The organism is Bradyrhizobium sp. LTSPM299 (assembly GCF_000938235.1).
GTDB lineage: Bacteria > Pseudomonadota > Alphaproteobacteria > Rhizobiales > Xanthobacteraceae > Bradyrhizobium.
Window position 1 is genome coordinate 68,993 of record NZ_JYMU01000091.1, and the last position, 13,027, is coordinate 82,019.

General features: G+C 64.1%; 9 protein-coding genes. 7 read left to right on the forward strand and 2 right to left on the reverse strand.

Going from position 1 to position 13,027, the window contains the following annotated elements; translation table 11 throughout:
• Positions 1–43 precede the first annotated feature (43 nt).
• From UP10_RS39310 to UP10_RS39340, 7 genes are all read left to right on the forward strand, one after another.
• A complete protein-coding gene (locus UP10_RS39310; RefSeq protein ID WP_044539564.1) occupies positions 44–292 on the forward strand; it encodes a sulfurtransferase TusA family protein in 249 nt (82 codons plus the stop codon).
• Positions 293–496: 204 nt separating this feature from the next.
• Positions 497–2,212 carry an NADH-ubiquinone oxidoreductase-F iron-sulfur binding region domain-containing protein gene (locus tag UP10_RS39315; protein WP_044592536.1) on the forward strand — a complete coding sequence of 572 codons (1,716 nt, stop codon included), beginning with the start codon at positions 497–499 and terminating at the stop codon, positions 2,210–2,212.
• Complete coding sequence (gene fdhF, locus UP10_RS39320) at positions 2,209–4,974, forward strand: formate dehydrogenase subunit alpha (RefSeq protein WP_044592525.1); 2,766 nt, start codon at positions 2,209–2,211, stop codon at positions 4,972–4,974. Before UP10_RS39315 ends, fdhF begins: the two co-directional genes overlap by 4 nt.
• Positions 4,975–5,448: 474 nt before the next feature.
• Positions 5,449–6,009 (forward strand): hypothetical protein, encoded by a 561-nt coding sequence (locus tag UP10_RS44955; RefSeq protein ID WP_156180711.1) that lies wholly within the window; start codon positions 5,449–5,451, stop codon positions 6,007–6,009.
• A gap of 128 nt (positions 6,010–6,137) precedes the next feature.
• Positions 6,138–7,061 carry a TAXI family TRAP transporter solute-binding subunit gene (locus UP10_RS39330; protein WP_245322180.1) on the forward strand — a complete coding sequence of 308 codons (924 nt, stop codon included), beginning with the start codon at positions 6,138–6,140 and terminating at the stop codon, positions 7,059–7,061.
• Between the two features lie 365 nt (positions 7,062–7,426).
• Entirely contained in the window at positions 7,427–7,705 is a 279-nt protein-coding gene (locus UP10_RS46205; RefSeq protein WP_245322181.1) for a hypothetical protein, read from the forward strand.
• A 34-nt stretch (positions 7,706–7,739) separates the two neighbouring features.
• Positions 7,740–8,339 (forward strand): DsrE family protein, encoded by a 600-nt coding sequence (locus UP10_RS39340; RefSeq protein ID WP_044592526.1) that lies wholly within the window; start codon positions 7,740–7,742, stop codon positions 8,337–8,339.
• Between the two features lie 39 nt (positions 8,340–8,378).
• Here the strand turns inward: UP10_RS39340 and UP10_RS39345 are convergent, their stop codons facing one another.
• Both UP10_RS39345 and UP10_RS39350 read right to left on the reverse strand, forming a co-directional pair.
• Positions 8,379–9,968 (reverse strand): ABC-F family ATP-binding cassette domain-containing protein, encoded by a 1,590-nt coding sequence (locus UP10_RS39345; protein WP_044592527.1) that lies wholly within the window; start codon positions 9,966–9,968, stop codon positions 8,379–8,381.
• A gap of 140 nt (positions 9,969–10,108) precedes the next feature.
• Positions 10,109–11,428 (reverse strand): Hsp70 family protein, encoded by a 1,320-nt coding sequence (locus UP10_RS39350; RefSeq protein ID WP_044592528.1) that lies wholly within the window; start codon positions 11,426–11,428, stop codon positions 10,109–10,111.
• Between the last annotated feature and the right edge of the window lie 1,599 nt (positions 11,429–13,027).

The following is a 13,027-nucleotide window of genomic DNA, read 5'->3' on the forward strand; positions in this document are numbered from 1 at the left end:
GCCCGATGTTGACGGTGCCGGACCGCTTCGCCATGTTCGCGACATGACCACGACGAAACTCGATCTGACCGGCCTCAAATGCCCGTTGCCTGCGCTGAAGACGCGGAAGGCGCTCAGGGCTGTCCAGGCGGGAGACTTTCTGGAAGTGCGCTGCACCGATCCGCTGTCGGTGATCGATATCCCGAACCTGATCCGCGAGACCGGCGATCGGGTCGAGATTGCGGAACGCGGCGAGCACGGAATCGTTTTTCTGATCGAAAAAGCGGGTGATACGTCGCCGCAGCCGACCTGACCGCAACGGTTCGCGGACCGCTGGGAGGACCACCGGCGACCGCGACGTTCGAAGAATCGACTTTGCCGGAGGCGTGTGTCCCAATGGGATTGGCGCTCGATTCTCCCGGTCCGCGTCAGGATCACCGCGGAAACGAGCGGCTTGTTAGTCCTTGGCATTTGGTATGCCAAGGACTAGACTTCCGTGGAGCGTGCCGGGAGCGAGATGTCGATGAGTCATGACGTGCAAAAGGTCCGCTCGTTCGAACATCCGGGCGAAGGACAGCGGCGGGCCAAATCGACCCCCAAGGGCCGCCAGATCGATCCGACGGCGGCGCATGAGGTTGAGCTTCTGCTCGGCGACCGGCCGCGGCGCCACGACCTCCTGATCGAGTATCTGCACCTGATCCAGGACCGATATCATCAGATTTCCGCAAGCCATCTCGCGGCGCTGGCCGACGAGATGAAGCTGTCTTTCGCCGAAGTGTTCGAGACCGCGACCTTCTACGCGCATTTCGATGTCGTGAAGGAAGGCGAGCCTGATATCGCGCCGCTGACCATCCGCGTCTGCGATTCCCTGACCTGCGCGATGCTCGGCGCGGAAAAGCTGCTGCACGACTTGCAGGACACCGCCGGCCCCGGCATCCGCGTGGTGCGCGCGCCTTGCGTCGGCCGTTGCGATACCGCGCCGGCCGCCGAGGTCGGCCATCATTTCGTCGATCACGCCACGGTCGGCAATGTGCTTGCGGCGGCGAAAGGCGGCGACACTCACCCGCATTTGCCCGGCTATGTCGACTTCGACGCCTACGTCGCTGGCGGCGGCTACACGCTGCTGAAACGCCTGCGCTCCGGCGAATTGCCGAAGGAGGATTTGCTGAAGGCGCTCGACGACGCTTCGTTGCGCGGGCTTGGCGGTGCCGGTTTTCCGACCGGGCGCAAGTGGTGCTCGGTGCTGGGCGAGCCCGGTCCGCGGCTGATGGCGGTCAATGGCGACGAGGGCGAACCCGGCACGTTCAAGGACCGCTACTACCTCGAAGCCGACCCGCACCGCTTTCTCGAGGGTACGCTGATCGGCGCGCATGTGGTCGAAGCGGCCGACGTCTACATCTATCTGCGCGACGAATATCCGGCGGCGCGCGAAATTCTGGAGCGCGAGATTGCAAAGCTGCCGCCCGGGGGACCTGCGCTGCACATGCGCCGGGGTGCGGGCGCCTACATTTGCGGCGAGGAATCCTCGCTGCTGGAGAGCCTGGAAGGCAAGCGCGGGCTGCCCCGGCACAAACCTCCGTTTCCGTTCCAGGTCGGTCTGTTCGGCCAGCCGACCTTGATCAACAACATCGAGACCTTGTGGTGGGTGCGCGACATCGTCGAGAAGGGCGCCGACTGGTGGAAGGGCCACGGCCGCCACGAGCGTCGCGGCCTGCGCAGCTACTCCGTATCGGGCCGCGTCAGGACTCCCGGCATGAAGCTCGCGCCTGCGGGGATCACCGTGCGTGAGCTGATCGACGAATTCTGCGGCGGCATGGCCGATGGACATACGTTCCACGCCTACCTGCCGGGCGGCGCGTCCGGCGGCATCCTGCCGGCCGCGATGGACGACATCCCGCTCGATTTCGGCACGCTGGAAAAATACGGCTGCTTCATCGGCTCGGCCGCGGTCATCATCCTCTCCGAGCATGACAGCGTGAAAGGCGCCGCGCTGAACCTGATGCGGTTCTTCGAGGATGAAAGCTGCGGCCAGTGCACGCCCTGCCGGGTCGGCACCCAGAAGGCGGCGCTGCTGATGGAACGGCCGGTCTGGAACCGCGAACTGCTCGAGGAATTGAGCCAGGCGATGCGCGATGCCTCGATCTGCGGGCTCGGCCAGGCGGCCTCCAATCCGCTGACGTCAGTCATCAAATATTTCCCGGACGAGTTCCTGCCAAAGGAAGCTGCGGAATGACCAGGATCAATTTCGAACTCGACGGCAAGCAGGTCGAAGCCAATGCGGGCGAAACCATCTGGCAGGTCGCCAAGCGACAGGGCACCGAAATTCCGCATCTGTGCTATTCGCCCGAGCCGGATTATCGGCCCGACGGCAATTGCCGCGCCTGCATGGTCGAGATCGAAGGCGAGCGCGTGCTGGCCGCCTCCTGCAAGCGCACGCCAAGCGTCGGCATGAAGGTGAAATCGGCGAGCGCGCGCGCCGTCGCCGCGCAGAAGATGGTGATGGAGCTTCTGGTCGCCGATCAGCCGGCGCGCGAGACCTCGCACGATCCGGAATCGAAGTTCTGGCACTGGGCGGAGAAGACCGGTGTCACCGAGAGCCGCTTTCCGGCCGCCGAGCGCTGGCACGGCGATGCCAGCCACCCGGCGATGCGCGTCAATCTCGATGCCTGCATCCAGTGCGGGCTGTGCGTGCGCGCCTGCCGCGAGGTGCAGGTCAACGACGTCATCGGCATGGCTTATCGCAATCACGGCTCCAAGATCGTGTTCGACTTCGACGACCCGATGGGCGAGTCCACCTGCGTGGCCTGCGGCGAATGCGTGCAGGCCTGTCCGACCGGCGCGCTGATGCCGGCGGTCATGCTCGACGACAAGCAGACCCGCGTCATCTATCCCGACCGCAAGGTGGATTCGCTCTGCCCGTATTGCGGCGTCGGCTGCCAGGTTACCTATCAGGTCAAGGACGAGAAGGTGATCTACGCCGAGGGCAAAGACGGTCCGGCGAACCACAACCGCCTCTGCGTCAAGGGTCGCTTCGGCTTCGACTACATCCATCACCCCAACCGTTTGACCAAGCCGCTGGTGCGGCTGCCGAACGTTCCGAAGAACGCCTACGATCAGGTCGATCCCGCAAATCCCTTTACGCACTTCCGTGAGGCGTCATGGGAAGAGGCGCTCGATATCGCCGCCAATGGCCTGAACAAGATCCGCGACGAGAAGGGCGGCAAGGCGCTCGCCGGTTTCGGCTCCGCCAAGGGATCGAACGAAGAGGCCTATCTGTTCCAGAAGCTGGTGCGCACCGGCTTCGGCTCGAACAATGTCGACCATTGCACGCGGCTCTGCCACGCCTCGTCGGTTGCAGCGCTGTTCGAAGGCTTGAGCTCGGGCGCGGTGTCGGCGCCGTTTGCCGCCGCCGCCGATGCCGAGGTGATCTGGGTGATAGGCGCCAACCCGACCGTCAATCATCCGGTCGCCGCGACCTTCATCAAGAATGCCGCCAAGCGCGGCGCGAAGCTGTTCGTGATGGATCCGCGCCGGCAATCGTTGTCGCGCCACGCCACCGGGCATCTCCAGTTCAAGCCGGGCTCCGACGTCGCGATGCTGAACGCGATGATCAACACCATTATTGCGGAAGGGTTGACCGACGAGCAGTACATCGCGGGCTACACCGAAGGCTATGAGGACCTCAAGGCCAAGATCGTGGAGTTCACGCCGGAGAAGATGGCGCCGATCTGCGGCATTCCGGCCGAGACGTTGCGCGAAGTGGCCCGTACTTACGCGCGCGCGAAGTCCTCGATCATCTTCTGGGGCATGGGCATCAGCCAGCATGTCCACGGCACCGACAATGCGCGCTGCCTGATCGCGCTCGCCCTGATCACCGGCCAGGTCGGCCGCCTCGGTACCGGGCTGCATCCGCTGCGCGGCCAGAACAACGTGCAGGGCGCGTCCGACGCCGGGCTGATTCCGATGTTCCTGCCGGACTATCAGCCGGTCGGCCGCGACGACCTGCGCGGCGCCTTCGAGAAGCTCTGGGGGCAGGAGCTCGATCCGGTGCGCGGGCTCACCGTGGTCGAGATCATGAACGCGATCCATGCCGGCCAGATTCACGGCATGTATGTCGAGGGCGAGAATCCGGCGATGTCGGATCCCGATTTGCAGCACGCGCGCGATGCGCTCGCCAAATTGGATCATCTGGTGGTGCAGGATCTCTTCGTCACCGAGACCGCGTTCCACGCCGACGTTATCCTGCCGGCGTCGGCCTTTGCGGAGAAGTCCGGCTCCTTCACCAACACCGATCGCCGTGTGCAATTGGCGCGCGAGGTGATCAAGCCGCCGGGCGACGCCCGGCAGGATCTCTGGATCATCCAGGAGATCGGCAAGCGCATGGGCCTGCCCTGGAACTACGCGGGTCCCGGCGAAGTCTTCACCGAGATGGCGCTACTGATGCCGTCGCTGAAGAACATTACCTGGGAGCGGCTGGTGCGCGAGGGTGCGGTGACCTATCCGGTCGACGACCCGGACAAGCCCGGCAACGAGATCATCTTCACCACAGGTTTTCCGACCGAGAGCGGCCGCGGCAAGATCGTGCCGGCCAAGGTGATTCCGCCGGACGAATTACCCGACGACGAATATCCGATGGTGCTGTCGACCGGGCGCGTGCTCGAGCACTGGCACACCGGCTCGATGACGCGCCGCGCGCATGTGCTCGACCAGATCGAGCCGGAGGCGGTCGCCTTCATGTCGCCCAAGGACATGCGGAGGAAGCAGCTCGCGCCCGGCGATTTCATCCGGCTGGAAACCCGGCGCGGTGCCGTCGAGGTCAAGGTGCGCGCCGACCGCGACGTGCCGGAGAACATGGTGTTCATGCCGTTCTGCTACGCCGAGGCCGCCGCCAATCTGCTCACCAATCCGGCGCTCGATCCGTTCGGCAAGATTCCCGAATTCAAGTTCTGCGCGGTGCGGGCCGAACGCGCCGAGATCAGGAGCGCAGCGGAATGAATCGCGATGGTCTGCAAGCGAGGCAGGCCTCCCCCGGTCACGCCGCCGCGCGCATCTAATCCGAAAGGGGTAGATGAGGGTCCTCCTTGCGAGGGAATGGTATTCGCGCGCCCGTAAGCGCTACCGTGACCGATGTGGGTAGGCCAAGGAGTAGGCCAAATCACCATGCGGCAGGTGATTGTGGACCGGTCGGGAAATCCAAAAATCGTTGTCCTCAGCGACGAGGCGAACGCTTGCGGCATCGCTGGCGGCTCGAACAATGCGCAACTCGCCTGGAGGCCGACGCCGCAATCGTCAGCATGGGTGCGGGCCGCGCTCCCATGCATCATCGCAACGCTGCTCGCGTCGACATCGGCATCGGTAGCTCTCGAAAACGCTCCAGGCGGGGGCAGATCGGTCCAGCTCGCGCAAGCAATGCGCAGCGAACCGAAAGGACCGCCGCAGGCCCTAGAGCAGGAGCACCAGAGAGCGGAGATGCTGGCGCGCGAACTCGCCGTCATTAGGCACGATCTCGAGAGTCTGCAGACGCGGCTGAAGCAAGTCGCGGAGCAAGGCGCTGCGGAACAGCGTACGTCGTTGCAGCAGGAGCGCGAGCGGATCGCGCGGTTGGAGCAGGAACTCGCCCTCGCGCGGAGCACGATGCCTGTCGCCGGTCAGACCGCGCAGGCCAGGCGGGTCGAGACGGACGCGGCAAAGCCGGTCGCAGCAGAAACGGTGGCCGTCGCCAACGCGCGCGGGGGCTCTCCGGGGAATCCGGAGGATACCCAGGACATGACAAGGTTGGTGGCCCGCGCGAGCGTGTTGCTTGGGCAGGGCGATATCGGCTCGGCGCGGATCGTGCTCGAGCGCGCCGCCGAGAGCGGCAATGCTCAGGCGAGCTTCATGCTCGCGGAAACCTACGACCCGCTGATTCTGTCCCAATGGGGAACGTATGGGACGCGCGGCGATGCGACGAAGGCGCGCTCGCTCTACGCCAAGGCCGAGGCGGGCGGAATCAAGGAGGCGAAACAGCGGTTCGACGCGTTTCTCCGGTAGCACAGAAGGAGTTGATCGATGAACAAATGTCCTGGAACACGTCCGCTGCTTTGGCTCGCGGCATTGGTTCCGCTCTTGGCCGCTCAGCCGTCCCTGGTGGATGCGCGGACGACGTCCCGATACATGCGATGCGGCCGGTACGGCAGGAGCCGCCGCCCGACCCGCGAACGTCGATCAACGCCTGGACGGTCGGTCTGGCCGGAGGTCTCATCGAGGGCGCACCCATCCGTCTTGCCGCGGAAATGGCCCTTGTGGTCGATGACGGCGACAATCTGCATGTCCTGCCGGTCGTGACGCGGGGACCGACGGAAAACGTCAATTCACTGCTCTATCTGCGCGGCATCGACGCGGCGATCATCAATTCCGACGCGCTCGACGAGTACAAGACCCAGGTCCCGGATATCCAGCACAGGCTCGCCTACGTGCTCAACCTGTTCCCCTCCGAACTGCATGTCTTCGTCCGACCGGAGATTGCCAGCCTGAACGACCTCGCCGGCAAGAAGGTGAACTTCAATACAATGGGCCCCGCCGCAGCCTATTCGGGGCCGCTCATCTTCAGTCGTCTCGGTCTCGATGTCGAGAAGATGTTCATCCCGCATCAGGTCGCGCTGGAACAGATGCGCAAAGGCGAGATCGCGGCGGTCGTGTTCATTACGTCGAAGCCGGTCGATGCCTTCCTGCGCGGGCGCTGGGATCCGGGTTTCAAGTTTCTGCCGGTCCCATATGGAAGCAAGCTGGAGGACTACTATCTTCCGGCGGCTCTGGATGCGACCGATTATCCCAACCTGATCAAGCCGGGCGAACACGTGGCGACGATCGCCGTACCAACAGCGCTGGTCGCCTTCAACTGGCCGACCAACTCGAACCGGTTTGCGCGGGTCGCGCGCTTTGTCGAGTATCTGTTCTCGCGGATCGACAGGCTGCAGGCGTCCGGTTTCGATCCGAAATGGAAATCGATCAATCTCGCCGCGACCGTTCCCGGGCTTGCGCGCTTCCCAGCAGCGCAGGCATGGCTCGATGGCCACGCCGGCGCAAGCCAAGCATCGCAATGATAGAGCAATGATAGAGATCATCCTTCCGATCCCGATCGCACTCACGGTCGCAAGCGGGATTGCGCTGGCGCAGGGACCGAACGATCCGCTGCAGCAGCTGCATGCCTGCTCCGCGATGGAGCGCGCGGACCGGCTGGACTGCCTCGACAGGCTTTCCCACGCCGGCGCGCCTCCGGCGGTCTCTGCGCCGACGGAGGACCGCTGGATTGTCAGCCAGACGACGTCGCCGCTGGACTACACGCCGATTGCGACGGCCACGATTTCATCGCGCGAGGCTGCGGGCGGCCCGGCGATCCAGCTATCGATCCGGTGCCGCGCTGGACGCACCGAACTGGCGGTTGCGGGGCCTGCCATGCCTGGCCGCGGTGAACGGCTATGTCATTTCCTACCGCGTGAACGGCGGCGTCGCGGTGCAACTCGCAGGCATTGCGCCGGCATTCGGTGGCGGCGTCGCGTTCGCCGGCGATGCGGCCGGGTTGTTGCGATCGCTTCCGGGCGAGGGAGAACTCGACATCCGCCTCCAGCCGCGGACGGGAGTCGCCTGGGAAGCAACGTTCTCCCTGACCGGGCTGGAGAAAGTACGCACGAAAATAGCGGCGGCGTGCAGATGGCCACATGCCGTAGCAAAGCCCAACGAACGATGACGCGCGGACAACTTTCCTCAACAGGAGGCAGACCATGACCAAACTTTTGCATATTGCGAGGATAGCGACGATCGGCGCCATCACGCTTCTGGGCGCCGCGTCGCTGTCTGCGGCGCAGGACGCCGTGCGACCGCTGGTCCTGACGCCGACGTCCCACGCCGCTGCGCCGAAGGCGAACGCGGCAAACAGGCCTGCCACGACGCTCGCCGCCGTGCAGGTGCACAAGAAAACCGCCACGCGCCTGGTGCAGCCGCCTGTAGGAAAAAAGCCGCATCACCTGGTGCTGCAGGTGAACACCAACGATCCCGCGGCGATGAATCTCGCGCTCAACAACGCAACGAACGTCGCGCAATATTACAAGGAACTCGGCGAGACGGTGGAAATCGAGGTGGTGACGTTCGGGCCCGGCCTGCACATGCTGCGCCAAGACACCTCGCCGGTGAAGGGCCGCATCGAGCAGATGGCGTTGAGCACGCCGGAAGTCTCGTTCAAGGCCTGCGGCAATACCCAGGAGAACATGCACAAGGCCGAGAACAAGGACATTCCGATCATTCCGCAGGCGCAAGTGGTCAAGTCGGGTGTCGTCCACGTCATGGAGCTTGAGGAGCAGGGCTGGACCTACGTCAAGCCGTGAGCCGGCGCCGGGCTGGTGCAATTTGGGTAGCAACCATTGCTATCGGGCATAGGTACCGAGGTCGAACCTGCGGGTCACAGCGACGGCCTCGAGGAAGGCTTCGTCGTGGCTCGCGACCAGCAGCGCGCCGTCATAGGCGCGCAATCCGGTCTCGATGGCTTCCATCGAAGAGATGTCCAGATGGTTGGTTGGCTCGTCAAGGATCAGGAGCGGCGGTGGCAGTGCGCCGCCCAGAACACAGGCGAGGCCGGCGCGAAGCAGTTGCCCGCCGCTGAGACTGGAGACGGTCTGAAGGGCGGCATCCGCGCGGAACATGAACCGCGCCAGCGCCGCGCGGCACGCATTCTCGCCTGCATCAGCATTGATGCGCCGGAAATTGTCGAGGATGGAGGCTGAGGCATCCAGCAGGCCAACCGCCTGATCGAACATGGCAAAGCGGGTCATGACCTGGACCGTGCCGCGTGAGGGCTGCAGTTCGCCGCTGATCAGCCTCAGCAACGTGGTCTTGCCGGCGCCGTTGGGCCCAATGATCGCAACGCGCTCCGGGCCTGACATGGAGAAAGTGACGTCGCGGATCGGCTCCTGCATTGGGTAGCCGACATCTGCGGCCTCGATCTTCAGGACTACCTTACCCGCCGGCAGATGCGTCGACGGCAGTTGGACCGAGAAAGGTTGAAGGACCTCGATGCGTTGCCGCGCGCTGTCGGCAAGTTCGAGCGCCTGTGTCCGCCTGCGCTCGGCCAGGCGCGCGTTCTCGCCGCTGGTATCTTCGCTGCGGTCCTTGCGCAGGCCGGCCGCGATGCGCGGCATGCCGCCGTTTGCGCGTTGTCTCTGGCCGGCGCCGTCCTTGCGTGCCTTCTTTTCCGACGCTTCCGTTGCCTTGCGGCCGATCTCGGCCACGCGCTTTTCGGCATCCGCCAAATCGTGCCTTGCTGCCGCAAGCTCGGTCGCCTTGCGCGCGCGGTACGCGCTCCAATTGCCGCCGTAGCGCCTGGCTTCCAGCGAGGTCAGCTCGACGATCGCTTCCATGGTTTCCAGAAGTTCGCGGTCGTGGCTGACAATGATGGCACCCTGCCGCCAGTCGGCGAGCAGGTCGATCACGGCCTTGCGTCCCTCGCGGTCGAGATTGTTGGTCGGCTCATCGAGCAGCAGAAAGTCAGGCTGCGCGAAGGTGAGGGCGGCGATGCGCGCCCGGGTCGTCTGCCCACCGGACAGCGTCGTCAGCGGCGCTTCGAGAACGTCGTCCAGTCCGACGCGGTCGAGCGCTAACCCGATACGCGTGTCGAGCGTCCAGTCGACATCCGCAAGCTCGTCCGCGGTCGCGATGCCCTGTTCGGCACGGCGCAGGACGGCAAGTGCGTGGCGTGCGCCGAACAGATCGACGACGCACTGATCCGGCTTCACGTGCAGCGTCTGATGCAGCAATCCGAGACGTCCCTGAACCGAGACCGTGCCGGACTGCGGTGCGCGCTGCCCTGCGATCAAGGCAAGCAGCGTCGTCTTGCCGACACCGTTGCGGCCGACAAGGCCGGTCCGCCCGGGTCCGAAACGCAGGTCGATGTTGGAGAGAAGGACCCGTCCGTCAGGCGTGGACAGGGTCAGATTGGAGAGCGTGATCGATGCTGGCATGGCGATGGATATCCCGGTGGGCAAGGCTGGTGGGCGCTGCTGTCGGGATGAAATCCATGGCTGTCGGCATCCTCTCGGGATTGATGAACTGAAATAATTTAGTCGTGTGGGATGTCAGGATCAAGGCCAGAAGCGGCCCCTCACGCGGCCGCCGCGACCGTCCACCGGTCCGGCTCCGCCGTCTGTCCGATCAAAGCGAGCCCATAGGCGATCGATTCGAACTGGTCGGCCGAGGTCAGCTTCGTCTTTCCAAAACGCTCGTTGAACAGGCGCTGCACGGCCGGCACGAATGACGTGCCGCCGGTCAAAAACACCTTCTCGACATCGCCTGCGGTGATGCCGGCCTTGGCCAGCGCTTCGTCGACCGTCGCGCCGAGCCGTTCGACATCGTCGGCGATCCAGCTTTCGAAATCCTTGCGAGTGACGGTGGCGCCGATATCGATGCCTTCGCGTGCAAAGCGGAACGCGACGCTGTCGCGGGTCGACAGCGCGACCTTGGTGTCTGATACCGCGCGATACAGCGCGAAGCCGAGATCGAGGTCGACGATGGTGATGAAATCATGCAGCGGGTTCGGATCGAGCGCGCTACGTGTGAGCTGCCGCAGGTCGCGCAAATCGGCGCTGCCCTTCAACATCGCGAGCTGATGCCAGCGCGCCAGGCTTGAGTAATAGTGATTGGGGATCGGCAGCAGCTTGTCGAACGAGCGGTAGTTGGTGCCCTTGCCGAGCCGCGGCGAGACGATGTGGTCGACGATGCGATAATCGAAGGTGTCGCCGGCGATGCCGATGCCGGCATGGCTGAGCGGTTCGGCGCGCAGCGCGCCGTTCGCGCGCGAGAACCGCATGATGGAGAAGTCGCTGGTGCCGCCGCCGAAATCGGCGACCAGCACGGTGGCGTCGCGCTCAAGGCTGCGCGCGAAGGAGAAGGCGGCCCCGACCGGCTCATAGACATAGCGCGCGTGTCCCGCGCCGAGCCGCTCGAACGCGGCTCGGTAGCGCTGCATGGCAAGCTCGTCGTTGGGATTGCCGCCGGCGAAGCGCACCGGGCGGCCGACCGTGACGCTGCGGGCCCCGAGATCGAAGCCGTCGCCGGCATGGCGCGTCAGCGTCCGCAGGAACGCCGCCAGCAAATCCTCGAACGTGTAGCGCTGCCGGAAAATCTGCGTCGTGGTGAAGGCCGAACTCGCCGCGAACGTCTTGAACGACTGGATGAAGCGGTGAATGCTGCGTCCCTCGAGGAACTGCTCGATCGCCCATGGGCCGCCCTCGGCGCGCGGATGCAACCCGCTGCCCGGCCGATCTTCCCAGAAACAGATCGCCGAGACATAGACATTATGCGTCCGGCCGCCATGCTCGAACCTGATGGCCTCGACACGGCCGTCGCTGTCGGCCAGCGCAACCACCGTGTTGCTGGTGCCGAAATCGACGCCGATCGAGACGGCGGGCGGGGCGCTCGACATGTCAAACTCTGATTGCGATGTGAAAGGGGGCGGACGTTTAGCGGCTTTGGCCGCGCTTGCCAACCCGTCGGGACGCCGCAGAGTTCACGATTCTGCGCGTTCCGTCGATCCAGGGCGTGGACTCATAAACTGTTGACGTCGGCTTTTGCGGGCCCAGAAAAGCCTTTAGCGCGGTGCGACGTCATGTCCGGTGTTGGTGAAAAGCCGGCAGCGGCTCATCGACTGTCAAGGTGGAGCGTTTGACCCAAACCGGAAGTCGGCCCCAAAAGCGCGATGAGATCAGGTTGAATCGTCATCGCGCTTTAGCTTTTTTGTTTGAGCGTGATCTTTTCGGAAAACCGCTTCACACTTTTCCGGATCATGCCCTGACACAGCGGCGGCTCGATATGCCTTGGTGCGTAGCTCATCATGCGCTCGCCAACGCACTGATCAACTCTGGAAATCCGAAGGAGGGCTTGACCGCCCTCCTATGCGGCCACGCGGCGGGACCCGCGCGATCCCAATGGGCCTGAGCGGTTGGACAGAGTCCGCTCTGGCCCACTGTACAACCGGGACCACAAAGCCTCGGCCGCGCGCGCTCGGCGACCGGTGGAACTAGTGCTGCTGTCTTGATCGCTTGAGATCGGCGAATGTGAGCTTTCCGGCAAGTTGCAGGCTGCTGCAAGTCCAGCGGGCTTTATTTGCGTACTCGCCCAAGAACATTCTGGTCTCGAGGCAGTCCACGTAGGATTTGTAGGTGAGGTTGTCTCTGCACGTTATCGAGAAGGGTCCAAGTCCAGTTGTCCCTCCAGCCGACTCGCTACACCCAACCCAAGGTAGGCCACCGTGTGGAAGGCTTGACTCGCAACCACCGTTGCAATTGCTGGCGACCTTCTCCAGCGCGGCAATCCTGGCCAATGGTGGACCTGATCCACCCGTGGGCGTGCCGTCGTCGACCGATGACGTCTGGCGGACCGACGATCTGCGGTGAGACACCACCGTGTGTGCCACCCGCTCCGGCCTGCTTGGCTTTGCCACCTGCTTCGGCGCATCGACCGTGATGGAGGGAAGCGAGCCGGCAGGGCCTGTCTCGATTTGCGATGCGGCCGGGCCGCATAGCAAGACAGTTGACAGGATAGCGACGGCGGAAGGCGCGACAAAGCTTGACGACGATCTCATGACCATGTCCTTTCGAGGACGGACGTTCCGTCCCATTGCATCACCACACACGTACAGGTAGCCGAAATTTCCGAATTTGGCCACCGAAGCCTTGCAATGTCTGATTTTGGCGTGCGCCGTGCAAAGGCGGCGCTTTCCAGTGGGTGCAAGCCCCACCCGGCAACCGCTCCAGCCGGAAGCAATCGGAGCAGTCATGGAGGTAACGAAGTGGCTGAAGCCTTCGATTAGCGTGTCACGAATTGGTGACAGTGCGAGTGTGCAGGCCGCAACGCGAGTGAACGTCGAGCAAGCCTCGAAAAGGAAGATGTGTAGGCCGATCCGACTGCCATATCGGGGAAGGCTGAAATGGCTGGATGAGTTGAGCGAAGATTACGACCAGTTGCTACACCGGGGTAGTGACGGCGGCATGTACACAAGGAAAGCGTACGCAACACGGGAAGC